The 25,921-nt window shown below is 71.5% G+C and carries 26 protein-coding genes and 1 other RNA gene; 10 read left to right on the forward strand and 17 right to left on the reverse strand.

The window, feature by feature from the left end; genetic code table 11:
* Positions 1-4: 4 nt before the first annotated feature.
* The 13 genes from F0415_RS06945 to xerD all read right to left on the reverse strand — a co-directional run bounded on the left by F0415_RS06945 (position 5) and on the right by xerD (position 14,276).
* Positions 5-715, reverse strand: coding sequence for a hypothetical protein (locus F0415_RS06945; protein ID WP_149860478.1), 711 nt, complete (start codon positions 713-715; stop codon positions 5-7).
* Positions 708-1,301, reverse strand: a complete 594-nt coding sequence (gspM, locus tag F0415_RS06950) for a type II secretion system protein GspM (RefSeq protein WP_149860479.1) — start codon at positions 1,299-1,301, stop codon at positions 708-710. The genes F0415_RS06945 and gspM overlap by 8 nt, the downstream gene beginning before the upstream one ends.
* Entirely contained in the window at positions 1,285-2,409 is a 1,125-nt protein-coding gene (locus F0415_RS06955) for a PilN domain-containing protein (RefSeq protein ID WP_149860480.1), read from the reverse strand. The genes gspM and F0415_RS06955 overlap by 17 nt, the downstream gene beginning before the upstream one ends.
* Complete coding sequence (locus tag F0415_RS06960) at positions 2,409-3,287, reverse strand: type II secretion system minor pseudopilin (RefSeq protein ID WP_149860481.1); 879 nt, start codon at positions 3,285-3,287, stop codon at positions 2,409-2,411. The genes F0415_RS06955 and F0415_RS06960 overlap by 1 nt, the downstream gene beginning before the upstream one ends.
* Positions 3,287-3,952, reverse strand: coding sequence for a prepilin-type N-terminal cleavage/methylation domain-containing protein (locus F0415_RS06965; protein ID WP_149860482.1), 666 nt, complete (start codon positions 3,950-3,952; stop codon positions 3,287-3,289). The genes F0415_RS06960 and F0415_RS06965 overlap by 1 nt, the downstream gene beginning before the upstream one ends.
* Positions 3,949-4,392: a type IV pilus modification PilV family protein gene (locus F0415_RS12630; RefSeq protein ID WP_210244164.1), complete on the reverse strand. Its 444-nt coding sequence runs from the start codon at positions 4,390-4,392 to the stop codon at positions 3,949-3,951. Before F0415_RS12630 ends, F0415_RS06965 begins: the two co-directional genes overlap by 4 nt.
* Entirely contained in the window at positions 4,389-4,841 is a 453-nt protein-coding gene (gene xpsH, locus F0415_RS06975) for a type II secretion system protein XpsH (RefSeq protein ID WP_149860483.1), read from the reverse strand. Before xpsH ends, F0415_RS12630 begins: the two co-directional genes overlap by 4 nt.
* A gap of 14 nt (positions 4,842-4,855) precedes the next feature.
* Positions 4,856-5,272, reverse strand: a complete 417-nt coding sequence (gene gspG, locus F0415_RS06980) for a type II secretion system major pseudopilin GspG (protein ID WP_246149907.1) — start codon at positions 5,270-5,272, stop codon at positions 4,856-4,858.
* 6 nt (positions 5,273-5,278) lie between these two features.
* Complete coding sequence (locus F0415_RS06985; RefSeq protein ID WP_149860484.1) at positions 5,279-6,493, reverse strand: type II secretion system F family protein; 1,215 nt, start codon at positions 6,491-6,493, stop codon at positions 5,279-5,281.
* A gap of 4 nt (positions 6,494-6,497) precedes the next feature.
* Positions 6,498-8,210: a type II secretion system ATPase GspE gene (gspE, locus tag F0415_RS06990; RefSeq protein ID WP_149860485.1), complete on the reverse strand. Its 1,713-nt coding sequence runs from the start codon at positions 8,208-8,210 to the stop codon at positions 6,498-6,500.
* Between the two features lie 179 nt (positions 8,211-8,389).
* A complete protein-coding gene (gene purL, locus F0415_RS06995; RefSeq protein WP_149860486.1) occupies positions 8,390-12,244 on the reverse strand; it encodes a phosphoribosylformylglycinamidine synthase in 3,855 nt (1,284 codons plus the stop codon).
* A 158-nt stretch (positions 12,245-12,402) separates the two neighbouring features.
* Complete coding sequence (locus F0415_RS07000; protein WP_149860487.1) at positions 12,403-13,194, reverse strand: DsbC family protein; 792 nt, start codon at positions 13,192-13,194, stop codon at positions 12,403-12,405.
* 92 nt (positions 13,195-13,286) lie between these two features.
* On the reverse strand, positions 13,287-14,276 hold the full coding sequence (gene xerD / locus F0415_RS07005; protein ID WP_149860488.1) for a site-specific tyrosine recombinase XerD: 990 nt from the start codon (positions 14,274-14,276) through the stop codon (positions 13,287-13,289).
* 46 nt (positions 14,277-14,322) lie between these two features.
* Between xerD and F0415_RS07010 the strand changes: the two genes are divergently transcribed.
* Complete coding sequence (locus F0415_RS07010) at positions 14,323-14,766, forward strand: RDD family protein (protein WP_149860489.1); 444 nt, start codon at positions 14,323-14,325, stop codon at positions 14,764-14,766.
* Between the two features lie 102 nt (positions 14,767-14,868).
* On the opposite strand, the gene lptG is transcribed toward F0415_RS07010, so the two are convergent.
* Positions 14,869-15,972, reverse strand: coding sequence for an LPS export ABC transporter permease LptG (lptG, locus tag F0415_RS07015; protein WP_246149908.1), 1,104 nt, complete (start codon positions 15,970-15,972; stop codon positions 14,869-14,871).
* On the reverse strand, positions 15,969-17,048 hold the full coding sequence (gene lptF, locus F0415_RS07020; RefSeq protein WP_149860490.1) for an LPS export ABC transporter permease LptF: 1,080 nt from the start codon (positions 17,046-17,048) through the stop codon (positions 15,969-15,971). Before lptF ends, lptG begins: the two co-directional genes overlap by 4 nt.
* Positions 17,049-17,162: 114 nt before the next feature.
* Here lptF and F0415_RS07025 point away from each other — a divergent pair, with 114 nt between their 5' ends.
* Both F0415_RS07025 and F0415_RS07030 read left to right on the forward strand, forming a co-directional pair.
* A complete protein-coding gene (locus tag F0415_RS07025; protein WP_149860491.1) occupies positions 17,163-18,635 on the forward strand; it encodes a leucyl aminopeptidase in 1,473 nt (490 codons plus the stop codon).
* Positions 18,636-18,642: 7 nt separating this feature from the next.
* Complete coding sequence (locus F0415_RS07030; protein ID WP_149860492.1) at positions 18,643-19,068, forward strand: DNA polymerase III subunit chi; 426 nt, start codon at positions 18,643-18,645, stop codon at positions 19,066-19,068.
* Positions 19,069-19,104: 36 nt separating this feature from the next.
* Here the strand turns inward: F0415_RS07030 and F0415_RS07035 are convergent, their stop codons facing one another.
* Together F0415_RS07035 and F0415_RS07040 are read right to left on the reverse strand one after the other, a co-directional pair.
* On the reverse strand, positions 19,105-20,415 hold the full coding sequence (locus F0415_RS07035; RefSeq protein ID WP_149860493.1) for an aminopeptidase P N-terminal domain-containing protein: 1,311 nt from the start codon (positions 20,413-20,415) through the stop codon (positions 19,105-19,107).
* Positions 20,416-20,422: 7 nt separating this feature from the next.
* Positions 20,423-20,977, reverse strand: coding sequence for a UPF0149 family protein (locus F0415_RS07040; protein ID WP_149860494.1), 555 nt, complete (start codon positions 20,975-20,977; stop codon positions 20,423-20,425).
* Positions 20,978-21,101: 124 nt separating this feature from the next.
* On the opposite strand from F0415_RS07040, the gene F0415_RS07045 reads away from it, so the two are divergent.
* The 7 genes from F0415_RS07045 to rpiA all read left to right on the forward strand — a co-directional run bounded on the left by F0415_RS07045 (position 21,102) and on the right by rpiA (position 25,912).
* Positions 21,102-23,402 (forward strand): putative bifunctional diguanylate cyclase/phosphodiesterase, encoded by a 2,301-nt coding sequence (locus tag F0415_RS07045; RefSeq protein WP_149860495.1) that lies wholly within the window; start codon positions 21,102-21,104, stop codon positions 23,400-23,402.
* A 32-nt stretch (positions 23,403-23,434) separates the two neighbouring features.
* Positions 23,435-23,656: a TIGR02449 family protein gene (locus F0415_RS07050; RefSeq protein ID WP_149860496.1), complete on the forward strand. Its 222-nt coding sequence runs from the start codon at positions 23,435-23,437 to the stop codon at positions 23,654-23,656.
* Positions 23,653-23,946: a cell division protein ZapA gene (locus F0415_RS07055; RefSeq protein WP_149860497.1), complete on the forward strand. Its 294-nt coding sequence runs from the start codon at positions 23,653-23,655 to the stop codon at positions 23,944-23,946. The genes F0415_RS07050 and F0415_RS07055 overlap by 4 nt, the downstream gene beginning before the upstream one ends.
* Before the next feature lie 48 nt (positions 23,947-23,994).
* Positions 23,995-24,179: non-coding RNA, 6S RNA (ssrS, locus tag F0415_RS07060), on the forward strand.
* A 4-nt stretch (positions 24,180-24,183) separates the two neighbouring features.
* The gene (locus F0415_RS07065) at positions 24,184-24,768 is read left to right on the forward strand and encodes a 5-formyltetrahydrofolate cyclo-ligase (RefSeq protein ID WP_246149909.1); all 585 of its coding nucleotides are present in this window, start codon (positions 24,184-24,186) and stop codon (positions 24,766-24,768) included.
* Entirely contained in the window at positions 24,765-25,232 is a 468-nt protein-coding gene (locus tag F0415_RS07070; RefSeq protein WP_149860621.1) for an EVE domain-containing protein, read from the forward strand. The genes F0415_RS07065 and F0415_RS07070 overlap by 4 nt, the downstream gene beginning before the upstream one ends.
* A 20-nt stretch (positions 25,233-25,252) precedes the next feature.
* Positions 25,253-25,912 (forward strand): ribose-5-phosphate isomerase RpiA, encoded by a 660-nt coding sequence (gene rpiA, locus F0415_RS07075; protein WP_149860499.1) that lies wholly within the window; start codon positions 25,253-25,255, stop codon positions 25,910-25,912.
* Positions 25,913-25,921: the final 9 nt, after the last annotated feature.

Raw genomic sequence — 25,921 nt, forward strand, 5'->3', positions numbered from 1 at the left:
CGGGCTACTCTACCTGTTCGCCGCGTTCACGGGCTTCGGCCTCGGCCCGCATCTGCGCCCGACGGGCCTCGATGCGACGACGGATCGCTTCCACCTGCGCTTCCTGGCTGGCGGGCGCGGCGCGAGCCTCATCGCCGACGGGTGCCGGGGTCGCGGCCCTGCCGGGATCCGGCCCGGCGGATTCGTCGCGCACCGGGTCCGGACCGGCGGCCGGCACGCCCGCGCCGCGGCCGTCGAAGACCCGCAGCGCAAGCTCGCGCCGGCCTTCCGGCCCCTCGAACACGGCCAGGCGCGGCGCCAGTTCGACCAGCCGCCAGGCGGTTCCCGGCACCGCTTCGCCCAGGCGTACCTTGCGCGTCTCGCCGCCCCCGCTGGGCTGAAGCAGGGCCAGACGCGTGTCGCCGACGATCAGCACGCTGGACAGCACCAGGGACTCCAGGCTGTCCTCCGCCTGCTCGCCTCGGGCCATCGGCGCCGGACGCCGGTCGAAGCTGAGCAGGGGCCGGGCGCCCACTTCGCCGTAATCCGCCAGCGGACCCAGGCGCGAGCGCGCTTCGCGCAGCTCGACCCGCGGCAGCGGCGGCCGCATCGCCGGATCGTCCGGCAAGGGACCGCTGCGGCCGCCCAGGCCGGCCAGGGCCAGCAGCAGCAACGCCGCCGACCAGGCCGCCAGTGCCGCCGCGAAGGCATTGCCGGGGCGCAACGACTCAATCATCACCCTCGCCCCCGGCCGGCTGCGCGAGGTACCCGTACAGGTCGAAGCTGACGTCCATGCCGCCGGCCTCGGCGCCGCCCAGATAGCTGCGCCGGGACAGCATGTCCAGGTTGTCCACGAACAGTTGCGGATTGCCGCCCTCCAGCTGGTGCAAGACCGCGGCCAGTTCGCCCATGCCGCACATCAGGCGCACCTGCACCGTCGCGCGCACGAACGGGTCGCGGCCCTGCGATTCGCTCGGCGTGCGGGCGGTGATGCGGCACTGGCCGCTGGCGCCGGCAGCGCCGTTGACCACCGACTCCAGCCGCTGTACCAGGGCGGCGGTGGCCAGCTGCCGGTTCGCTTCGGGCAGGAAGCCGGTGTCGCCGGCGCCGAACTCGAGCACCCGCTGGAGTTCCGCCTCGAGCTCGGGGCGCTGGGCGATTTCCATGCGCAGGGCCAGCTCCTCCCGCTGCAGGCGCTCGATCTCCGCGCCCATCGCCAGCATCGGCGCCGTGAACCACCAGTGCAGCAACAGGAAGTAGGCCAGCGCCGCCGCTGCCGCCAGCAGGCCCAGGCGAACCGGACGTTCAGGGACTCCGGCCATCGCCTTCCTCCGCGGGCGGGCGCAGGCGCGCCACCAGGGTGAACCGATCGCGGCCGCTGCGGCTGTCTGCCTGCACGGCGCCGGACAGGGCCGGCTCGGTCAGCAGCGGGGACGCCTGCAGCAGCCCGACCAGGGCCGGCGCGCTGCGGCTCTGGCCCACCATCACCACCCGGTCGCCGTTGACCGCCAGCTTGTCCAGGGCGGTGTCGTCGGGGATCCGCCGGCTCAGGTCGTCCAGCAGTTCCAGCATGGTCGGGCGGGCTGCGCGACGCTCGGCCAGGTAGTTGGCGGCGGTGGCAGTGGACTGCAGCCGGTTGCGGATGCGCCGGGCATCGCGGGCCTGTTCGGTGGCTGCGGCGACGGCGGCGCGCATGCTTTCGAGCCGCTCGCCGCGGTTGTGCAGGATCAAGGCCAGGGCCAGCATCAGCGCCGCCCCGGCGCCCGCCAGCAGCCAGGCATTGGTGCGCCGGACCGGATCCGCCGGCGCGCTGCGTCCGGCCGCCGCCAGCAGGTTGAGTCCCAACCGGCGCCCGTCTTCCTCCACATCCACGCCGCTCAGCAGGTCGGCCAGGGGGCCGAGGGCCTGCAGTTCCGCCTCCAGCCTGGCGCGCGGCAGCACCAGCAGCTCGACCTGCAAGCCCTGCGGACCCGACCCGCGCGCCAAAACGCGGCCTTCGTAGACGACCTGGGCGGCGCTGAACGGCGTTTGCCGGTCGAGCTCGAAACCCAGCACCTCGCGCAGGCGCGGCTCGGCCGCGCCCGGCAGGAGCAGGCGACGCCGCAGCACCAGCTCCTGCGGCAACAGCAGCCAGGTGCGCAGGTGGTGTTGCCCGATCCGGTCGGCCAGCGCTTCCAGCACGGCCGGCCGCAAGGGCAGCTCGCCCAGGCTGGTCTGGCCATCCGTGCCATGCGCGCGCAGCTCGAGCCGGTCGCCCGCGTGCCGCAGCCAGAGGGCCTGGCGCTCGCCTTCCAGCAGGCGACGCCACGAACGCGGCAACAGGCCGCGCAGGTCGTCCAGGGTCGCCTGCCAGAGCGCAGGCAGCCGGCTGCGCAGCAAGCGCAGGCGCAGATCGTCGGCGAAGGTGGTCAGGCGGTTCGCGGCGGGCATCAGTCGGGTTCTCCCACCCGCCAGGCCAGCGGCGCATAAAGCTGGCCGAAACCGGCGCCCGCGCCGATGCGCAGGATGGCCGTCACCTCGACCAGCGAGCCGTCCGGGCGGGTGGCACGGCTGGCGACACTATACGTACCCGATCCGGTGCCGGCGAGGGCGAGGCCGCCACCCAGCACCGGCGCCGGCTGGCCCGGCTGCCAGGCCGCCCGCGCGGCCAGCCACTCCGCCGCCTGCCGCTCGCTCAGGCCGAGCGCGCGCAAGACCGGCGCCTGGGCGAAGTCCGGCGTCGGCCGGGACAGCCCGGCATGGACGGTGACGTGCGGGACGAGACGGCGGTAAGTGTCGGGATCCATGCCCAGCACCTGCTGCAGTTCCTGCACGGTGGCGAAGGGCCTGTCACGGGCGCCGTAGGGCAAGCCGGCCGCGCCATAGTCGCGATCCTCCGCGCCGCCGCCCAGGGCCAGCAGGCTGTCGCTGTCGCGCCAGTCCTGGATGGCGCCGGCCAGCTGGCGGGCGCGCCCGTCTTCGATGTCCAGCGCGGTCATCAGCCTGGCCAGCAACGAGGCATCGGCCGCGTTGAGGTCCACCTTGCCGGCCTCGTCCTGCACCCGCACTTCGACCGCATGGCCCTCGAACTCGAACTGCTGCGGTCGCCCGTCCGGATACCACTGCCGCAGCGGATCGCCGTCGGCCATGCGCAGCGCCGCCAGTTCGATGCCCGCTTCGGCGGCGTACCGCCCGGCCGCCTGCGCGCGCAGCGCGCTGCCCTGGATGGCCTCGACCCGGGCGGTGAAGGCGAATACCGCCACCAGGCCCGCCAGCAGGATCAGCAGCCACATCACCATCAGCAGCGCCGCGCCCCTTTGCCGGTCCATCAGCGCCCCCTTCCGCCCGGCGGCAGGCCGGCTGCGTCGCCCAGCCCGCCGAGCGGCGCCAGGCCCAGGCGCGGCGCCGCCACCAGGGTCGGCCAGCGCGCCGCCGGATCGGCGAACCGCGCCTCCAGCCGGACCAGGGCCGGCACGCGCCCGGGCTGGTCCCAGCGCGAGGACCAGGGTCCGGGCCCGCCCTCGGCATCCAGCGCACGCACCGAAAACGCCGCATCGCGCAATCCCTCCAGCAAGACTTCCGGCTCGCGTTCGGGCTCGATCACTCCCTCGGGCGTCAGCAGGTAGTGCTGGAACCGCAAGCGCTGGCCGTCGGGTCCGGGCACCAGCTCGAATTCCATCAGATAGGGCCCGCCACGCGACAGGTATCCGGGCATCGGCGCGACGAAGCGAAGGCGGTCGCGTTCGGCCTCGAACACGATCGCCTCGCCGGTGCCCTCGTCCTGCGAGAACGGCATGGCCAGGGCGCCTTCCAACTGGCGGCGCAGGAAGCCCTGCACGGCACGCAGCCGCTCGGCCCGCTGCGCCTCCGCCTCGGCCCGCTCGCCGGCACGGGTGGCGTTGGCGAGCGTGGCGAAGGCCAAGGCCAGCCCGGCCGCCAACAGGGCCGTGGCCAGCAACACTTCGATCAGGCTGAAACCGCGTGTCCGGCTCATGGCGACAGGCCCTCGCCGGGATCGGGCAGGCGCGCCCGCAGCGTGGTGAAGGCGATTTCCCGGGCGTAGTCGCCCTCGCCCCAGCCCACCACCAGACGCACCCGGTACAGGCGCGGGGCCGCCAGCACCTCCGGTTCCTCGGCCGGCGGCAGCGGCAGCTCCGGCGGCGGCGAGGGATCGTCCGTTTCCGCGATGTCCAGCTGCCAGCGATAGCGGCCCTCGGCGAACACGCCGCTGCTGCGGCCGGGCGCGATCGGCTCCAGCACCCCCAACTGGCCCAGCAGCGATTGCGCGTGCAGGGTGGCCTCGCTGAGGTCGCCGGCCTGACGCACCTGGGCCAGGCCGCCGCCCAGGATGGCGGTAAGGATGCCCAGCGACACCGCCAGCAACACGAAGGCCAGCACCACTTCCAGCAGGGTGAAGCCGCGCTGCCGCCTCATGGCGGCGCCTCGCCCCGGCGCAGGCTGACCTCGCCGGTCAGCCAGGCCACGTCCACGCGCCAGCCGGCCTGCTGGTAGCCGATCAGGAAACGGCCGCCGGTGGCGGAGCCGTCGGGAAAGAAGCGCACCGCCGCGCGGCCTTGCGCCGGTTGCTCTTCGCGGGCGGTGGTGGCAAGCACGCGCAGCGCGTCCGGCCACGCCCCTTCGCGTTCGCCGGCGGCCGTCCAGGTGCGCCGGTCCAGGTCCATCACGAAGACCTGCTCGCGGCCACTGGCGATGGCGCGGGCACGGGTATAGCGCAGGTCGGCGGCCAGGTCGCGGGCCGTTCCGCGCAGCTGCTGGCCGGGCAGGGCCTGGCCGATCGCCATGGCCGCAAGCGTGGCAAGGGCGGCGATCAGCACGACCACCAGCAGCAGTTCCAGCAGCGAGTAGCCCCGCGCCTGGCGCATCGCCCCGGCTCCCCTCAGGGTTTGCGAATGTCCCCGTTGACGCTTTCGCCGCCGGCCTGGCCATCCGCGCCCAGGCTGACCAGCTCGTAGGGGCCGTTGGCGCCGGGGCGGCGATACTGGATCGGATTACCCCAGGGGTCGTTCAGCTCCTCCGCCTTGGCGTAAGGGCCCAGCCATCCCTGCAACCCGCCGGCGCTGACCAGCTGGTCCAGTGACTCGGGCAGGCGGCCGGTGTCCATGCGGAACTGGTCCACCTTGCCAGCCAGGGTGATCAGCTGCGATTCGGCCAGGCGCACATTGGCTCGGTCCTGGCCGCCGACCAGGCGGCTGGCCACCAGGGCCAGGATGCCGCCGATCAGCACGATGACCAGGATCACCTCGAGCAGGCTCATGCCGCGGGCGTATCGGTGAAAGCGGGGACTGCGTCGCATGGGGGTTCAACCTATGGCATTGGTGAGATCGTAGATGGGCAGCAACACCGACACGATGACGACGGCCACCAGCAGCACCATCACAAGGGTGATGGCCGGCACCAGGGCCGCCAGCAGCCGTTCGAGCGCGTTGCCGGTTTCCTGCTCGAAGGTGTCGGCCACCTTCAGCAGCATGGTATCGAGTTCACCGGTTTCCTCGCCCACCTGGATCATTTGCACCGCCAGGCGCGGGAAACGCTTGCGCCGCGCCAGGGCGTGACCCAGGCCGCTGCCGGTCTTGACCTCTTCGGCGGCCGCTTCCAGGGCTTCGGCCAGAACCCGGTTGGACAGCACCGGCCGCGCCAGGCCCAGGGCGGTGAGCAAGGGCACCCCGTTACGCACGAGGGTGCCCAGGGTGCGGGCCAGGCGGGCGGTGTCGAGCTTGGCCACCAGGTCGCCGAGCAGACGCAGCCCCAGCAGCCGCTCGTCCAGGGCCCGGCGCGGCCCCGGCCGGCCCAGCCACCAGGCCAGCCAGGCCAGGCCGCCGGCCAGCAGCAGGCCGATCGCCCACCACCACCGCCGCAGGAACAGGCTGGATTCCATCACCAGGGCCGAATACCAGGGCAGCTCGGCGTCCAGGCTTTCGAACAGCACCTGGAACTGCGGCACCACCACCGCCAGCAGGAAGGCCACCGACACGAACACCATCGCCACCAGGATGGCCGGATAGATCAGGGCGTTGGCCACGCGCGAACGCAGCCGGGCATTGCGCTCCAGATAGTCGGCCAGGCGCGCCAGCGCCTCCTGCACATTGCCGCCGGCCTCGCCGGCGCGCACCAGGTTCACGTACAGGCGCGGAAACACCCCGTGCTGCTGCTCCAGCGCCGTGGACAGCGGCGCGCCGCCGCGCACCGCCTCGCGCACCCGCTCGACCAGGCGACGGCCGGCGGCGGCTTCCGGCAGTTCCAGCAGCAGGCCGAGGGCGCGGTCCAGCGGCTGGCCGGCGCCGAGCAGGGTCGCCAGTTGCTGGGTGAACTGCAGTACCTGGGCCGGGCCAAAGGCCTGGCGCCGGAACAGCCGGCCCAGGCCCTCGCCGCCGCCCTCGTCGGCGCGGCGCGCCTCGATCGGCAGATGGCCCTGGTCCTGCAGCCGCGCCGCCACCTCCTCCGCGCTGCCGGCCTCCATGCGCCCGTCCAGCACCTCGCCGGCGGCCGAGAGGGCCTTGTAGCGGAACATCGGCATCGGCTCAGGACTCCTGGGTGACGCGCAGGACTTCCTCGATGGTGGTCAGGCCCTGCAGGGCCTTGGCCAGTCCGTCCTCGTACATGGTGCGCATGCCGCGGGCGCGGGCGGCTTCCTCCAGCTCGCCCATGCCGGCGTGGCGCATCACCAGCCGGCGCAGTTCGTCGTCCATCACCAGCAACTCGGTGATGGTGGTGCGGCCGAGGTAGCCGGTGGGCGTGAGCGCCGAAGGCTTGGGCCGGTACAGGTGGATCGGCCCCTCGGGCTGGAAACGGCGCAGGCCGAACTCCTCGATCACCTCGGGCAAGGCCTCGTACTTCTCGGCATGGTTCGGCTCGAGCCGGCGCACCAGGCGCTGGGCCAGGATGCCGTTGACGGTGGAGGTGAGCAGGTAGTCCTCCACGCCCATGTCCAGCAGGCGGGTAACGCCACCGGCGGCGTTGTTGGTATGCAGGGTGCTGAGCACCAGGTGGCCGGTGAGCGCGGACTGGATGGCGATACGCGCGGTTTCCAGGTCGCGCATCTCGCCGATCATGATGATGTCCGGGTCCTGGCGGACGATGCTGCGCAGGGCGTTGGCGAAATCCAGGCCGATCTGCGGCCTGGCCTGGATCTGGTTGATGCCCTCGATCTGGTATTCGACCGGATCCTCGACGGTGATGATTTTCACGTCCGGCGTGTTCAGACGGCTCAGGGCCGCGTACAGGGTGGTGGTCTTGCCCGAGCCGGTCGGGCCGGTGACCAGCAGGATGCCGTGCGGCTGCTCCAGCACCTTCAGGAACCTGGCCAGGAACTCGTCGGTGAAGCCGAGGGTGCGGAAATCCAGCACCACCGATTCGCGGTCGAGCAGGCGCATCACCACGCTTTCCCCGTGCGCGGTCGGCACGGTGCTGACGCGCAGGTCGAGCTCCTTGCCCTGCACCCGCACCATGATGCGGCCGTCCTGCGGCAACCGGCGCTCGGCGATGTTCAGCCTGGCCATGATCTTGACGCGCGAGATCACCGCGGCGGTGAGGTTGGCCGGCGGCGATTCCGCCTCCTCCAGCACGCCGTCCACGCGGTAGCGCACCTTCAAGCGGTTCTCGAACGGCTCGATATGGATGTCCGAGGCGCGCAGCTCGACCGCGCGCTGGATGATCAGGTTGACCAGGCGGATGACCGGCGCCTCGCTGGCCAGGTCGCGCAGCTGCTCGACATCGGCCTCGTCGCCGCCGGCTTCGTCGCCCAGGTTCTCGACGATGGCGCCCATGGCCGAGCGGCCGGAGCCGTAGTAGCGCTCGATCAGGTCGGCGATCTCGGCCCGCAGGCCGACCTTGACCCGCACCCGGCGACCGGTGGCCAGGGCCACGGCCTCGGCCGCATACGGGTCCTGGGGGTCGGCCACCAGCAGGTCCACATGTCCGGCGTCCTCCCCGACCGGACACACGGCGTGCTGCTTGAGGAAGCGCAAGGGCAGCTGGATCTCCGCCGGCGGCACCTCGGGGCAGTCGCGCGCCGCCAGCAACGGCAGGCCCAGCACCTCGGCAGCCGTCTCGGCCATGTCGCGCTCGGACACCATGCCCAGCCGCACCAGCAGCGACACCAGCGAACCGCCGGTCTCGGCATGCAGGCGCTGGGCCCGGCCCAGGTCGGCGTCCTTCAGCCGGCCGCGCTCGGTCAGGGCCGCAGCGATGCGGTTGTCGGCGTCAGTCAGGCTGTCTTGGGCAACCGCGTTCACACGGACCTCCGGGGCAGGCAATGCCCGGAATTTAGCAGTTCCCCGGAACGCCCGGGCACCGGGGGTCCGGCCGATTCAGGGGAAGGGCTACTGCCGCGGATTCGCGCGAACGAGCGCGCATGAAGCACCCGTTCCGCGCGCCTGGTCCGCGTTCATCCGCGCAAACCCTCGTCGAACAATCAGTCCACCCAGGCGCGGGCGTTGCGGAACATGCGCATCCAGGGGCTGTCCTCGCCCCACTCGGCCGGATGCCAGGACATCTGCACCGTCCGGAACACCCGCTCGGGGTGCGGCATCATCAGGGTGGCGCGGCCGTCGGCGCTGGTCAGACCGGTGATGCCGCCCGGCGAGCCGTTGGGGTTGGCCGGATAGGCTTCGCTGGGACGGCCATGGCCGTCCACGAAACGCAGGACCGTCCTGGCCAGGTCTGCATGTTCCGGCGCGTCGAACACCGCCCTGCCCTCGCCGTGCGCCACCACCACCGGAATGCGCGAACCGGCCATGCCGGCGAAGAAGACCGACGGCGAGTCCTGCACTTCGACCAGCGCCAGCCGGGCCTCGTACTGCTCGCTGCGGTTGCGCAGGAAACGCGGCCAGTGTTCCGCGCCCGGCACCAGGCCCTTGAGCCGGGCCAGCATCTGGCAGCCGTTGCACACGCCCAGGCTGAAGCTGTCGGGGCGGGCGAAGAACCGGGCGAACATCTCCCGCAATGCCGGCCGTTCCAGGATCGAGGTGGCCCAGCCGCGGCCCGCGCCCAGCACGTCGCCGTAGCTGAAGCCGCCGCACGCGGCCAGGCCCTTGAACGCATCCAGCGACCACCGGCCCTCGATCAGGTCGGACATGTGCACGTCCACGGCGGTGAACCCGGCACGATCGAAGGCGGCGGCCATCTCGATCTGGCCGTTGACGCCCTGCTCGCGCAGGATCGCCACCCGGGGCCGTATGCCGGTGGCGATATAGGGCGCGGCGATATCCCCGGCCGGGTCGAAGGTGAGCGTCGGCGACAGACCCGGATCGGCGAAATCGAGCCTGGCTTCGCGCTCGGACTCGGCGCAGGCCGGGTCGTCACGCAAGGACTGGATGGCGTGGGTGACCGACCACCAGGCCTCGAACAGCTCCTGCCAGCTCCACTCGGCCAACAGCTCGCGGCCATCGCTGATGCGGATGGCCGGCGCCACGCAGGGCCGGCCGATGCGCTGGGCGCAGTGGGTCAGTCCATGCCGGTTGACCAGGTCGGCAAAGGCGGCACGATCCTCGGCAGCGACCTGCACCACGGCCCCGAGTTCCTCGTTGAACAGGGTGCTGAACGGGTCCTCGCCCCAGCCTTCCAGGTCCAGTTCCAGGCCGCAGTGGCCGGCGAAGGCCATTTCGCACAGCGTCGCGAAGGCGCCGCCGTCGGCGCGGTCGTGGTAGGCCAGCAGCAGACCGTCGCGGCGGGCGTCGCGGATCAGCTCGAAGAAGGCGCGCAGGCGCTCGGGTTCGTCCAGGTCCGGGCAGGGACCGCCGAAGGCGCCGTAGACCTGGGCCAGGACCGAACCGCCCAGGCGGCGGGCGCCGGCGCCCAGGCCGATCAGCCACAGTTCGGAATCGGCCCTGCGGTCCAGCACCGGCAGCAACTGCGGCCGCACGTCGGCGACCCGGGCGAAGGCGCTGACCACCAGCGACACCGGCGCCACCACCTTCTGCGGGCCTTCCGGCGCCTGCCACTGCGCCTGCATGGACAGCGAGTCCTTTCCTACCGGGATGTCCAGGTCCAGCGCCGGACACAATTCCATGCCGACCGCGCGCACCGCGTCGAACAGCAGCGCGTCCTCGCCCTCGTGGCCGGCGGCCGCCATCCAGTTGGCCGACAGCTTCACTTCCTGCAGCGAATCCACCGGCGCCGCCACCAGGTTGGTGATGGCCTCGCCGACGGCCATGCGCGCCGAGGCGGCGGCATCGATCAGGGCCAGCGGCGTACGCTCGCCCAGGGCCATGGCCTCGCCGGCGTAGCCGTCGAAATCGGTCAGGGTGAGGGCGGCGTCGGCCAGCGGCAGCTGCCAGGGGCCGACCATCTGGTCGCGGGCGCAGAGGCCGCCGACGCTGCGGTCGCCGATGGTGACCAGGAAGTTCTTGGCCGCCACGGTCGGGTGCGAAAGCACGCGCAGGCCGGCCTCGCGCAGGTCAAGGCTGGCCGTGTCCAGGCGCGGCCAGCGGGTCGGGCGCGGTCGCTGCACGTCACGGTGCATCTTCGGCGAGCTGCCGAACAGCACGTCCATGGGCAGGTCTATCGGCGTGCTGCCGTCAGGCCCGCGCAACAGCAGGCGCTGCTCGGCGGTGACGGTGCCGACCACGGCGAAGACCGCGCGCTCGCGCCGGCAGATCCGCTCGAAGGCCTCCAGCCGGTCGGCGCCGATGCCCAGCACGTAACGCTCCTGGGCCTCGTTGCACCACAGCTGCATCGGCGAGAGCGAGGGATCGTCGCTGGGAATCCTTGCCAGCTCGATCACACCGCCGACGCCGGAATCGTGCAGCAGCTCGGGAATGGCGTTGGACAGGCCGCCGGCGCCGACGTCGTGCGCGCTGAGAATCGGATTCTGCTCGCCGAGGGCGACGCAACGGTCGATCACCTCCTGGCATCGCCGCTGCATCTCGGCGTTGTCGCGCTGCACCGAGGCGAAATCCAGATCCTCGCTGCTCTGGCCCGAGGCCAGGGACGAAGCGGCGCCGCCGCCCAGGCCGATCAGCATGGCCGGGCCGCCCAGCACCACCACGGCGTCGCCGGGCTTCAGGCCGAGCTTGCGGATCTGCACGCGGTCGATGGCGCCCAGGCCGCCGGCGAGCATGATCGGCTTGTCGTAGCCGCGCACCAGGCCCGGCCGCCCGGTCGGCAGCTCGAAACTGCGGAAATAGCCGGCCAGGGCCGGCCGGCCGAATTCGTTGTTGAAGGCGGCGGCGCCGATCGGGCCGTCCACCATGATTTCCAGGGCGCTGGCCATGCGCGGGTTCAGCGGCCGCTGGCCCTCCCACGGCCGTGCCAGGCCGGGGATGCGCAGGTGCGAGACGGTGAAGCCGGTCAGGCCGGCCTTGGGCTTGCCGCCGCGACCGGTCGCGCCTTCGTCGCGGATCTCGCCGCCGGCGCCGGTGGCGGCGCCCGGAAAGGGCGAGATAGCGGTCGGGTGGTTGTGCGTTTCCACCTTGATGGCGAAGGCCGAGTCGGCCAGCGGATCGTGCGCGTACTCGCCGCTGGCCGGGTCCGGGCGGAAACGCCGGCCCGGATGCCCTTCGATCACCGCCGCGTTGTCCCGGTACGCGGTCAGGGTGAACTGCGGGCTGCGCGCATGGGTGTTCCTGATCATGCGGAACAGCGACAGCGGCTGCGGCTCGCCGTCCACGGTCCAGTCGGCATTGAAGATCTTGTGCCGGCAGTGCTCGGAGTTGGCCTGGGCGAACATCATCAGCTCGGCGTCGGAGGGATCGCGGCCGAGCTCGGCGTAGCGGCGCTGCAGGTAGGCGATCTCGTCGTCCGACAGGGCCAGGCCCAGACGCGCATTGGCCTCCGCCAGGGCGGCCGCCGGGATGCGCTCGAGCGGGCCGGGCGCCGGCCGTTCGAACAGGGCTGCGGCCTGCTCGCGGCTGGCCAGCAGGCTCTGGGTCATCGGGTCGTGCAGCGTCCGGGCCAGGGCCGGCCAACGCGGGTCGCCGGCGGGCGGCAGGCCGGCCAGGTCCAGGCGCAGACCGCGTTCGGCCCGCCGCACCGGCAAGCCGGCACCGCGCAGGATCTCGGTGGCCTTGCTGGCCCAGGGCGACTGCGTGCCCAGGCGCGGCACCACGAAGCGTGATTCGGCGCCATCGGCGGGCGCCTCGCGGCCCGCGCAAGCTTCCAGGATCCGCCCGAGCGTTTCCGGATCGGGCCGGGCGCCGGGGTCTGGCTGGACGAAGTAGACATGCCAGGCACCGGTGACCCGGAGGCCTTCCACCACCTGCTGCAGACGGGCCTGGAGGCGGTCGCGCCGAAACGGCGACAGGGCCGGCAGGCCCTCGAGGACGATCATGACCGGAGGGGGTCCGTGGAACGCGGGGCCGGCATTGTAAACCAAGCCGGTCCCGGCCCCTGTCGCCGGCGCCGTGGCCCTTCAGCGGCCCGTGGTTTCGGACGACTCGGCCAGACCGCCGGGGCTGAAGGCGAACTCGCGCTGACCGGCGCAGCCGCTCAGCGGCCGGCCGCTTGCGAAAGCTCGTCCAGGCGGGCCCGCAGCTCGGCCGGTTCGACGTAGCCGCCCAGTTCGTGGCCGCTGGCGGCGTACACCGCCGGCGTCCCGCTCAGGCCGACCCGGCGCCCCAGGTCGTAGTCCATGGTGACCGGATTGCTGCAGCTCGCCCGCGGCAGCTCGACGCCGTTCTTGGCGTCGGTCAGGGCCTTGCGGCGGTCCCGGGCGCACCAGACCGACACCGCCTTCTCGAAGGAGTCCGAACCGATGCCGGCACGCGGGTAGAACAGGTATTCGACGGTGATGCCCTGCCGGTTGTACTCGGCGATCTGCCGGTGCATGCGCCGGCAGAAGCCGCAGTCTATGTCGGTGAAGACCTTGATCACGTGTTTCTCGTCGGCGGCCGGGAACACCACCCCGCGCTCGCGGATGTCCACCGCGTCCAGCAGGGCCTTGCGGTTCCTGGCCTCGCTGTGCCGGGTCAGGTTGTCGCGCGCCTGCACGTCCACCAGGGCACCTTGGATCAGGTATTTGCCGTCGTTGCTCACGTACAGCACCCGCCCCTCGACACTGGCCTCGAACAGGCCGGGCAGCGGCGAAGGCCGGATACCGGTCACTTCCACGCCCGGCAGCAGTGATTCCAGCGCCTCCCGCACCCTTGCCTCGGCGGCGCCGTCCTGCGCTGGAACGGCGGGACGGGCCGCCGCGGCCGCGGCGGCCTGGTCTGGCGGTTCGGCGGCGCAGGCGGCGAGGCTGGCACCCAGGGCGAGGGAGAGAAGCAGGCTGCGGTTCATTCGGGATTTCCTGGCGGGTGTGCGGCTTCCGACCCCGGCACGGGTCGGAAGTTCGCGATTCTGGCACAGCCGCCCGGCCTGGCGGCCGCTGCTCAGGCCCGCGGATGGTGTTGCTGGTGCAAGCGCTTGAGCCCTTCGCGGGCCACCAGCGTATATATCTGGGTGGTGGACAGCGAGCTGTGCCCCAGCAGCATCTGCAGGGTGCGCAGGTCGGCGCCGTGGTTGAGCAGGTGGGTGGCGAAGCTGTGGCGAAGGCCGTGCGGGCTGACCCGGACCGGGTCCACGCCGGCCGCCGCCGCCAGGCGTTTGACCGTGCTCCAGAACTGCTGCCGGCTCAGGACCTCGCCGCGCCGGCCCAGGAACAGCGGCGCCGCCGGCCTGCCTCCGGCCAGCACCGGCCGCGCCTCCCGCAGGTAGCGCTGCAGCCAGTGCTGCGCCTCCTCACCCAGCGGCACCAGCCGCTCCCTGTTGCCCTTGCCGGTGACCCGCAGCACCCCCTGGCGCAGGTTGACCGCGGTGGCCGGCAGGTTCACCAGCTCGCTGACGCGCAGGCCGGTGGCATACATCAACTCGATCATGGCGCGGTCGCGCAGGCCGGTCGGCGCGGTCGGGTCGGGGGCGGCGATCAGCGCTTCGACCTCGGTTTCGGACAAGGCCTTGGGCAGGCTGCGGCCGAGCCTGGGCGGGTCCAGGCGCGCGGTCGGGTCGTCCTCGCGCAGGCCCAGCCGCAGTTGCTGGGCGAAGAAGGCACGCAGTGCCGACAGCAGCCGGGCGTTGCTGCGCGGCGAATATCCCTCGCCGGCGCGCCAGGCCAGGTAGGCGAACAGGTCCTGGCGGCCGACCCCCGCCAGGCGCGCGCCGCGGGCCGCAAGCCAGCGGGCAAGCCCTTCCAGATCCCGCCGGTAGCCGTCCAGGGTGTGCCGGGACAAGCCGGCCTCGGCCCAGGCCCGGTCCAGGAAAGCGGCGACGGCGTGCCGGTCTTCGTCGGCCGGCGCCGGCAAGGCCAGCATGCGCGCGCGACGATCGGCCGGGCGGCTGGCCGGGCGATCGGCTCGACTGTCGGCGGGGCGGCGGGGCGGCATGCCGAAAGCTTAGCGGCCACCCCGCCGCGCCGGCTATGCTTGCGCGATGTCCGACTCCACCATTCCGCCAGCGCGGCCGGCCCATCTGGGCTGGCGGCTGGTTGCCCTTCTGTACGACTTTTTCCCGGTCCTGGCCCTGTGGTTCGCCGGCAGCGGCCTGGTGCTGCTGCTGCGCGGCGGTGCACCGGTACTGCCGGACAGCCCGGCCGCCTGGGCCGAACTCGCGTTCCTGTGGGCGATAAGCGGCGCTTATGCCGTCCTGTCCTGGCGGCGCGGCGGTCAGACGCTGGGCATGCGGCCCTGGCGTCTGAAGGTGGTCGCCGCCGACGGCCGCCCGGCCGGCACCCCTGCCCTGGCGCTGCGTTACCTCGTGGCCACGCTCTCCCTGGCCGCCGCCGGCCTGGGCTTCCTCTGGTGCCTGGTGGACAGCGACCGCCGCGCCTGGCACGACCTCGCCAGCCGCACCGTCCTGGTCCGCCTGGAGCGCTGAGCCCTTTGCCGCGGGCGTACCCGGACCGGGCAAGCCCGCATCCCCGGCGCCTGTCCCCGGGCACGTCGCCGGCCGGCGTCCGTGCGAATCCGCGTCGGGAATCTATTCGCGACGGCCGAAGATGCCCCAGCTCAGGGCCATCAGCGCGGCCGGGGGCAGCAGGTAGGCCAGACGGGCATCGAAGCGGTAGACGTCCGAGAGGCTGACCGCCAGCCGCTGCGCCAGCAGGTAGGCGATACCGATGACGATGGCGATGAACAGCCGCTTGCCGAAGCCGCCCGAACGCAGCGAGCCGAAGGCAAAGGGCAGCGTCGAAATGCACAGCACCGCCACGTTCAGCGGATAGAACCAGCGGCCCCAGTAGACGTTCTCGAACGCCCTGGCATCCAGGCCGTTGCGCTCGAGGTAGGCGATCTGCCGCCGAAGCTCGGCCGAACTCAGGTAGCGCGGCCGCCTGGTGGCCGTCGCCAGGGTCTGGCCATCGAGCCGGCTCTCCCAGCGTTCCTCCGCCGCCTCCTCGCGAGCGGCCGCCCGCTCGCCGAAGCGGATGCGGACGACGTCGCGCAGGCGCCAGTGCTCGCCGTCGTGTTCCGCCTGGCGTGCCTCGGCAAGCGACAGCAGACGGCCCTCATCGTCGAACTCGTACAGGCGCACGCCACGCAACTCGGTCCGGATCCGGCCCTGGTGCTCGCGGCTGACGCCGTCGCGGGCGTTGATGAAGACATTGCCCTCCCGCGCCCACAGGCCGGAAACCCGGGCCAGGGCCACGTCGCCTGTCTTGGCATCCGAGACGATGTCGGAGGCGTTCTGTTCGGCCATCGGCGCCAGGGTTTCGGCATTGACCACCATCGCCGCGGTCAGTACCGACAGCAACGCCAACCCGCCCAGGCCGATCCGCAGCCGCGACAGGCCGAGCGCGCGCATGGCGGTCAGCTCGGAGCGACCGGCAAGCGCGCCGAGGCCCAACACGCTGCCGATCAGCGCGGCGATCGGAAACAACTCGTAGGCCCGGCGCGGCACCGTCCAGGCGACGTAGGCCAGGGCGTGGCCGAGGCTGTATTCGCCCTGGCCGAGCTCGTCGAGTTCATTGACCAGGGCGGTGATCACGTCGAAGCCCAGCAGCACGCCCCAGGCCGCCAGCGCCGACACCATCACGGTGCGCGCCAGATAGGCGTCCACGCGGCGGGGACGTGGCAGGGGAATCACGGCGCCCGCCCCGGACGACGCAGGCGGCCGTCGCGCAGGAACCACCACAGCGACAGCGACAGCAGCGGCACCAGCACCCACCACAGCCCGAGGCCGGCGGCGATGCTGCCATCGGCCAGCCAGCCCTTGCCCAGCACCAGCAGCGCCATGGCGTTGACGTAGATCAGGATGGCGGCCAGTACCCGGCCATGACGCGCCTGGCGCGGCGAACCGCGCCCCAGCGGCATCGCCAGCAGGCCAAGCGCCAGCGCCAGCAGCGGCGTGGCCAGGCGCCAGTGCAGCTCGGCCCGGGACGGCGCGTCCTCCAGCCGCAGCAACTCGCCGGTCGGACGCGCCTCCAGCGCCTCCGCCTCGGCTTCGACCTCGCGGTCCGGCACCCGCATCTCGTTTTCGGCGAAACGCATCATGCGGAAATCCAGCGCGCCCGGCGCCCCCTCGACCCGAAAGCCGTCACGCAGCAGCAGGTAACGCTCGACCTCGCCCTCGAAGCGCATTTCGCCGTCGGCGGCGGTGATCACGTCCACCCGGCCGTCCCGCTCCGCCTGCACGAACAGCCGGCGGAACTTCGTCCCGTCCGTGCTGAGCTCGCCGACGTAGATGATGCCGCTGCGCCCGGGCAACTCGCGGAAGCGACCGGCTTCCAGCCCGGCCACCAGGAAGGACCGGTTGGCGGTGTCCACCATGTCGCGGGCGATCCTGGCGCCCAGCGGCGCCGCCCACAGGGCGCTGGCCGCGATGATCGCCGCCACCGGCAACACCACCATGGCCAGCGGTCGCCACAAGGCCTGCGGGCCCAGGCCGACGGCCGCCAGCACCGACATCTCGCTCTCGCCGTACATCCGGCCTATACACAGCAGCAAGCCGATGAACAGGGCCAGCGGCAGCAGCACCGGCAACACCTGGATGGAGCGCAGGCCCAACTGCGAGAGCAGCAGGCCGGCAGGAACCTTGCCGCGGGCGATCTCGCTCATCAGGTCCACCAGCAGGCCGCCCAGGCCGACCAGCAGCAGCACGATCGCCACGGCCGCCACGCTCGCGGCGAACTCGCGCGCCAGGTATCGCTCGATCAGCCGCATGCGCTTCGTCGGGCCTCGGTATCGGGGGGCTTGCTAGAATCCCGGGCCTGACCGGCCGCCCACCCATGGCGGCACCGGACCCGAACTCGACACGGATTGTACGGAATCCCTCCCATGGCCCTCGAATTTCGCCTGAACCCCGCCGAACCCGCCAGCGTCGATACCGATTGCGTCGTCATCGGCCTCTATGCCGACGGCGGCCTGTCGCCCTCGGGCCAGGCGGTGGACGCCGCCAGCGGCGGCCGCCTCGCCGCCCTGGCCGCGCGCGGCGACCTGTCGGGCAAGACCGGACAGACCGCGCTGCTGCCCGACCTGCCCGGCATCGAGGCGCCGCGTGTGCTGGTGGTGGGCCTGGGAGAACGCGGCAAGTTCGGCGTGCCGGCCTATCTCAAGGCGGTCGGCGATGCCGTACGCGCACTCAGGACCGGCCCCAGCCGGCGCGCCCTGCTGACCCTGAACGATATCGAGGTGCCCGGCCGCGATGCCGGCTGGGCCCTGCGCCAAGCCGTCGTCGCCGCCGACCACGCGGCCTACGCCTACACCGCCACCCGTGGCCGGAACGGCGATACCGGCCTGAAGTCGGTCGAACTCGTCGGCAACGCAGGGTCGGCCAGGGAGCTCGAGCGCGGCATCGCCATCGCGGCCGGCGTCGAGCTGGCCCGCGAGCTGGGCAACCTGCCGCCGAACATCTGCAATCCCGGCTATCTGGCCGACGCCGCCCGGCGCATCGCGGAAGAGCACGAAGGTGTGCAGGTGGAGATCCTCGAACGCGCGGACATGGAGAAGCTGGGCATGGGCGCGCTGCTGGCGGTGGCACGCGGCTCGGCCAACCCGCCGCGGCTGGTGGTGCTGCGCTACGACGGCGGCGGCGACGCCAGGCCCTATGCCCTGGTCGGCAAGGGCATCACCTTCGACACCGGCGGCATCAACCTCAAGGTCCAGGGCGGCATCGAGGAAATGAAGTTCGACATGTGCGGCGCCGCCAGCGTGTTCGGCGCCTTCCTGGCCGCCGTGCGCATGCGGCTGCCGATCAACCTGGTGATGGTGGTGCCGGCGGTGGAAAACATGCCGGATGCCGACGCCTACCGGCCCAGCGACGTGCTGACCTCGATGTCCGGCAAGACCATCGAGGTGGGCAATACCGATGCCGAAGGCCGGCTGATCCTGTGCGACGCGCTGACCTACGTTCAGCGCTACGAACCGCAGGCGATCGTCGACGTGGCCACGCTGACCGGCGCCTGCATCATCGCCCTGGGCAAGTTCGCCGCCGGCCTGATGAGCAAGCACGACGACCTGGCCGCCGAACTGCTGGCCGCCGGCGAGACCGTGCACGACCGGGCCTGGCGCCTGCCGCTGTGGGACGACTACCAGACCCAGCTGGAATCGGCTTTCGCCGACGTCTACAACATCGGCGGCAAGGCAGCCGGCACCATCACCGCCGGCTGTTTCCTGTCGCGCTTCACCGAAGGGCAGCGCTGGGCGCACCTGGACATCGCCGGCGTGTCCAACGGCGAGGGCCGCAAGGGTCTGGCCACCGGCCGGCCGGTGGGACTGCTGGCGCAATGGCTGATCGACCGGGCCGGCTGATCCGGCGATGCCGCGCGCCGACTTCTACCTGATCGGTAAGCCGCGCTTCCGCGAGCAGCCGCTGCTGCTGGTCTGCGAACTGGCCCGCAAGGCCGTGAACGCCGGCCAGCCGCTGCTGGTGCTGGCGGCCTCGCGCGAACAGGCCGAGGCCCTGGACGACCTGATGTGGTCCTTCGATCCGGACGAATACCTGCCGCACCAGATCGCAGGCCTGGACGAGGATGAGGCCGACGTCGAGGTGCTGATCGCCCCGCCCGACCAGTCGCCGCCGATGCGGCCGCTGGTCCTCAACCTGCGCGACGAACCGGTGCCCGGCGGCTTCGAGCGGGTTCTGGAGGTCGTGCCTGCCGACCCCGCCGCCCGCGGCCCCCTGCGCGAACGCTGGAAGCACTACCAGGCGCAAGGTCTGGAGCTGAACAAGCACGACATGTAGGGGTTTTGACCGCGGAATCACCCGGATGAAAACCCCTCAACGGTCCGCCAGCACGGCCTCGACGGCGTCCGGATCCCTGGGCACGCCGTCGGTGAGGACTTCGTGGCCGTCGCGGGTGATGGCGACGTCGTCCTCGATGCGGATGCCGATGCCCTGCCACTTCGCCGGCACGCCTTTCGTGCCCGGGGCGATGTACAGGCCGGGCTCGATGGTGAAGACCATGCCCGGCTCGAGCATGCGGTAGTCGCCGGCCAGGCGGTATTCGCCGACGTCATGCACGTCCAGGCCGATCCAGTGGCCGGTCTTGTGCATGTAGAACCTCTTGTAGGCGCCGCTGGCCAGGGCCTTTTTCAGGCTGCCCTTGAGCAGGCCCAGCGACAGCAGGCCCTCGGTCAACACTTCCACCGCCGCCTCGTGGCCGGCGATCCAGGGCCTGCCCGGGCGCGCCTGCTGCATCGCCGCCGCCTGCGCCGCGAGGACCAGCTCGTAGAGGGCGCGCTGCTCGCGACCGAAACGGCCGTTGATCGGCCAGGTGCGGGTGATGTCCGAGGCGTAGTTGCCGTACTCGGCGCCGGCATCGCACAGCAGCAGGTCGCCGTCATGCAGCAGGCCGTCGTTGGCGCGGTAGTGAAGCACGCAGGCATTGGCGCCGGCGCCGACGATGGGTTCGTAGGCAGCCACCGCGCCGTGTCGGCGCCAGGTGTACTGCAGGACCGCCTCCACCTCCCACTCCCGGATGCCCGGCCGGGTAGCGCGCATGGCCGCCAGCTGGGCCTCGGCGGCGATGGCGGCGGCCTTGCGCATCAGTTTCAGCTCGGCCGGGCTCTTGAACAGGCGCAGCTCGTGCAGCAGATGGCCGAGCTCGAGGAACTCGTGCGGCGGCTGCGCGCCCTGGCGCGCCTGGGCCCGCACCCGGTTTACCCAGCCGATCAGCTTGAGATCGAACTCGGTGTCACGGCCGAAGTGGTAATACACCCGGGTCCTGCCCTCGAGCAGGCCGGGCAGGATGTCGTCGAGGTCGGTGATCGGGTAGGCATCGTCCACGCCGTAACGCTCGACCGCGCCCTCGGGACCGGCCCGAGGGCCGTCCCAGGCCTCGCGCTCCGGGTCACGTTCACGGCAAAACAGCAGGGACTCGCCATGCGTGCGCCCAGGCACCAGCACCAGCACGGCCTCTGGTTCCGGGAAGCCGCTGAGGTACCAGAAATCGCTGTCCTGCCGATAGGGGTAATGCGTGTCGTGGCTGCGGATGCGCTCGGGCGCGGCCGGCAGGATCAGGATGGCGTCCTCGTCGGCCATCCGCATCAGTTGTCGGCGGCGGCGGGCGTACTCGGCGGCTTTGACCATGGCGGTGTCAGTTCAGGCGACGCCGGTGCCTCGGGCCCAGGACGCAGTCGCTGTGCAGCAGCATGACCGCCACCCGCACGAATTCGGCGACTTCGGCCAGCGCCTCCTCGTCGGCCTCGGGTTCTTCGTAGGTCAGCTCGCTGGCGGCGATGCGGGCCAGGTCGGCCAAGGCCTCGCGCGACTCTTCCGACAAGGGCGGTTCGGCCCCGGCGGCCAGGCCGAAGCCGCCCAGGAAGCCGCGGCACCAGGCCAGCAGGCCGTCGCCGCGGGCGCTGACCGGCTGGTCCTCGGCCGGCAGCAGCAGCTCGAAACCGAAATCCGGTGAATCCAGCTGGGCGACGCTGGCGCCGAACAGCCGTCCCAGGGCGCTGTCCGGCGCCGGGCTCGGCGCCCCCGGTTCGGACATCAGGGCCGCCAGCCAGCGCTCGCGATCGGGCGCGCCGCCGCCGGACAGCCAGCCGCATAGGGAACCGTGCAACTCGGACGGGCCGAGGCCGGAATCCAGCTCCCGCAGCTCGGCGGCGAGATCGGCAAGCGGCGGCAGGGAAACGTGATCGGACATGGCGTCAGGCCAGGGGGCAGGCGCCCATTCTAGCAACCCCCGCCGGCGTGCTTGTGGCGCCGCAGGTGCCCACCTACACTGCCCCGGTTAGCAGGACTGCATCTGCTGGGGAACCCCGAACCCGATGACGCTTCGGCGCGACAAGACCTGGTGCGTGCGCGGGTGCGCGGCTGCGGTGCTGGGCGGGGCGTGCATGCCGGCGGCGGCGAGCCCCCTGTCGGGACTCAGCGCCGGAACGGTGGTGCAGCTGGCCCTGGCGACGGTCGCCGTGCTGCTGTGCTGGCTGCTGTGGCGGGTATGGAACCACCGCCGCCATCAGGAGCGGTCCCTGCTGGCCGAGATCCGCCAGCGCGAGGAACGGCTGAACCTGGCGCTCTGGGGCTCGGGCGACGAGTTCTGGGACTGGGACATCCGCGACAACCGCCTGTACCGGCTCGGCGCCAGCCAACTGCTCGGCCAGGGTAGCCACGAGGAAATCAGTACCGACGATTGGCGTACCCACACCATCCACCCCGAGGATCTGCCGCGGGTGCAGAAGCTGCTGCAGGAACACATCGTCGGCCATACCGACGTGTTCGAATCCGAGCATCGGGTCCGCAATGCCCGCGGCGAGTGGATCTGGGTGCGCAGCCGCGGCAAGGTGGTCGAGCGCGATGCCGACGGCAGCCCGCTGCGCATGGCCGGCACCGCCCGCGACATCACCGCCATCCGCCGGGCCGAGCGTGAACGCCGGGTCGCCATCGAGGTATTGCGCAGCATGAGCGAGGCGGTGGCGGTGATCGACCTCGACTTCCGTTTCATTTCGGTCAACCCGGCCTTCTCGCGCATCACCGGCTACAGCGAGGACGAGGTGATCGGCCAGAACAGCCGCCTGCTCGATTCCAGCCAGCACAGCGCCGAGTTCTACCGGCGGGTGCGCGACGTGCTCGAGCGAACCGGCCATTGGGCCGGCGAGATGTGGCAGAAGCGCAAGGACGGCGAGGAGTTCCTCGGCTGGATCGAGATGAGCGAGGTGCGCGACGCGCTCGGCCAGCGCAGCCATTTCGTCGCCGTGGTCAACGACATCACCGACAAGAAGCGCGCCGAGCAGGAACTGCGCTACCTGGCCAATTACGACACCCTGACCGGCCTGCCCAACCGCGCCCTGCTAAGCGAACGCCTGGGCCGGGCGATCGTGCGGGCGCGCCGGCAGGAGACCCGGGTGGCGGTGCTGTTCCTGGACCTGGACCGGTTCAAGGACATCAACGATTCGCTCGGCCACGCTGCCGGCGACCGCCTGCTCAAGGCCGCGGCCACCCGCCTGCAGGCCACGGTCGGCGCCTCCGACACGGTGGCGCGACTGGGCGGCGACGAATTCACGGTGGTGCTGGAGGACGTGGAGTCCATTCCGGCGGTCGAGCGCATGGCGCGGGAGATCCTGACCGCTTTCTCCATGCCGCTGGAGGTGGACGAGCGGCACGACGTCTCCATCACGCCCTCGCTGGGCATCAGCCTCTACCCCGATCACGGCCTGGTGCCGACCGATCTGCTGAAGTTCGCCGACACGGCCATGTACCAGGCCAAGGCCGAGGGCCGGAATACCTATCAGATATACAACGAGACCATGGACGCGGAATCGCGCCGGCGCGCCACCATCCTGGCCTCGCTGCGCAAGGCCATGGACCGGGGCGAATTCCGCTTGGTCTACCAGCCGCGCATGGCCCTGGCCGATGGCCGCATCACCGGCGCGGAGTCCCTGCTGCGCTGGCACAGCGCCGAGCTGGGCGAGATCCACCCCAGCGTGTTCGTGCCGCTGGCGGAAGAATCCGGCCTGATCCTGCAGATCGGCGACTGGGTGCTGTCCGAGGCCCTGCAGACCCTGAAACGCTGGCGCGCGCACGGGCTGACCGACGTCTCCATCGGCGTCAACGTCTCGGTGCTGCAGCTGGTCCGCGGCAACCTGCCGGAGAAGCTGGCCCGGATGATCGAGGACCTGGGCGTGCCGGCAAACCGCATCGAGCTGGAAGTGACCGAATCCATGGTGATGCAGAACGCCGAGCAGCACACCTCGGTGCTGAACGAGCTGCGCAAGCTCGGCGTAACCCTGGCCATCGACGACTTCGGAACCGGCTATTCCTCGCTGGTGTACCTCAAGCGGCTGCCGATCGACACGCTGAAGATCGACAAGGAATTCATCGGCGACCTGACCCGCGACCCCGACGACGAGGCAATCACCGCCACGGTCATCACCATGGGCCACTCGCTGGGCCTGAACGTGATCGCCGAGGGCGTGGAGAGCGAGCAGCAGCTAAGCTACCTGCGCGAACAGGGCTGCGACGAGATCCAGGGTTTCTGGCTGTCGCCGCCGCTGGACGCCCACCGCTGCCTGGCCTTCATCCGCAGCTGGCAGCCCGGCACGGTGGCGGCCATCCCGGCCCCGTATTGATTCCCCGCCCCGACCCGCCCAAGATGGCCGCGATGAGCCCCACCGACCCCATCGCCCAGCTCAAGGCCTTGTCCGAGCGCTTCGAGCGCCTGGCCGAGCAGTACCGGCGCCTGGCCGAGGAGAACCGCAGCCTGCGCCAGGCCCAGGAGCAGCTGGTGGCCGAGCGCGCGCAGTTGCTGAACAAGAACGAACAGGCGCGATCCCGGGTCGAGGCGATGATCGCCCGGCTGAAATCGCTGGAGCACAACGCGTGAGCGAGCCGGTCAACATCCGCATCCTCGAGCGCGAATTCACCGTCGGCGTCGCCCCGGGCGAACGCGATGGCCTGATGGCCGCCGCCCACCTGGTGGACGCCCGCATGCGCGAGATCCGCGGCGGCAACCGCATGGCTGCCCTGGACCAGGTGGCAGTGCTGGCCGCCCTGGACCTGGCGCACGAGTTCCTGCAACTGAAGGCGAAGCTGGAGCAGCGCGATGCCGCCTTGGCCGAGACCCTGGGCGAGCTCAACCGCAAGCTGGACGGCCTGTTCGACAGCGCCCGCTGAACGATGCGTCTTAACGCCGGCTTCCGCTGCCGGGTCTATAATCGCGCCCGTCCTCTGCCGTGTGCGACAGCGTGCCTAACATTCGCCTTGTCCCATACACACGACACGGGAATCCATGACCGGCGCGGTGTGCATGTCCGTCCCGTGCGGAAAGCCTGAAGCGCCGGCCGCGGGTACCCACTTGATCCTCGGGATCAAGGTCGTTTCGCGCGCATCGGCATGGTGGAGGGCCTCTTCTTGAGCGCGGCGCGCCGGCAGCTCCGCCAGGCCTTCCGCCGGCGTCGCGCCGCCCTGGGCCCGGGCGAGCGGCTCGAAGCCGCCGCCGAGGTCGCCCGGCATCTGGGCGAACGGCCCGAGCTGCGGCAGCCCGGACATGTCGGTGGCTACTGGGCGATCGGCGGCGAGCTGCCCCTGCATGCCGTGCAGCTGCGCCTGCCCCCGGGCCAGGTCTGGTGCCTGCCGACGGTGCAGGACGACGGCGGCCTGCGCTTCGCTCCCTGGCGGCCCGGCGACCCGCTTCGCCCCAACCGTTTCGGCATACCGGAACCCGTGCTGGAACCGGCCTCGACCCTGGCGGCGGCGGACCTGGCCTGGGTCCTGGTACCCCTGCTGGCCTTCGATCCTGCCGGATACCGGCTGGGCATGGGCGCCGGCTACTACGACCGGGCCTTCGCCTTCCGCCTGGAACGGTCCGCGCCGCCCCTGCTGATCGGCGTGGGCTACGACTGGCAGGCACTGGAGGAACCACTGGAAGCGGAGCCCTGGGACGTGCCGCTGGATGCCGTCTGCACCCAGCGCGGCTTCCGCCGCTTCGGGCGATAATGGCCGGCATGAAACACTGGCTGATGAAGTCCGAACCCGAGGAGTTCTCGATCGACGACCTGGAACGGGTCGGCACCGAACCCTGGACCGGCGTGCGCAACTACCAGGCGCGCAACTTCATGCTCAAGGAGATGAGGATCGGCGACCCGGTGCTGTTCTACCACTCCAACTGCGCCCAGCCTGGCGTCGCCGGCCTGGCCGAAGTCGCTTCCGAACCCTATCCCGATCCCACCCAGTTCGACCGCCAGTCCGATTACCACGACCCCGGCAGCAAGCCGGAGGAGCCGCGCTGGTGGCTGGTGGACGTGCGCTTCGTGCGCCGGTTCAGGCGGGTGGTCACCCTGGAGGAACTGAAGGCCCGGGCCGATGCCCTGGGCGATTTCGCCCTGCTCCGGCGCGGCAACCGCCTGTCGGTGCTGCCGGTGTCGAAGGCGCAGTTCCGGCACATCCTTTCCCTCGAATGACCCGCCCCCCGGAGCCCCCGATGTCGCGTGAACAACAGAAGAAGCTGGCCGCGGAAAAAGCCCTGGAGTTCGTCGAGGACGGCACCGTCGTCGGCGTCGGCACCGGCTCGACGGTGGCCTATTTCATCGAGGCCCTGGGCCGGATCAAGGGCCGCATCGAAGGCGCCGTGTCCAGCTCCGAGCGCAGCACCCACCAACTCGAGCAGGTCGGCATTCCGGTCTTCGACCTCAACGCGGTCGGGCCGCTGAAGCTGTACGTGGACGGCGCCGACGAGTGCGACCCCTGGAACCGGCTGATCAAGGGCGGCGGCGGCGCCCTCACGCGCGAGAAGATCATCGCCCAGGCCAGCGAGCGCTTCGTCTGCATCATCGACGAGGCCAAGCAGGTCGAGGTGCTGGGCGAGTTCCCGTTGCCGATCGAGGTGATCCCGATGGCGCGCAGTCTGGTCGCCAGGACCATCGCCGACCTCGGCGGTCAACCGATCTGGCGCGAGGGCCTGGTCACCGACAACGGCAACTGGATCCTCGACGTGCATGGCTGGCGGATTGCCGATCCTGTGGCGCTGGAGTCGCGCCTGAACCAGATTCCCGGCGTGGTGACCGTGGGCCTGTTCGCGGCCAGGCCCGCCGACGAGGTGATCATCGGCGACACGCTGCGGCCGATCCGCCGGGCCCGCTGAGCCGGACCT

It is taken from the genome of Arenimonas fontis (assembly GCF_008386465.1).
Classification (GTDB): Bacteria; Pseudomonadota; Gammaproteobacteria; order Xanthomonadales; family Xanthomonadaceae; genus Arenimonas; species Arenimonas fontis.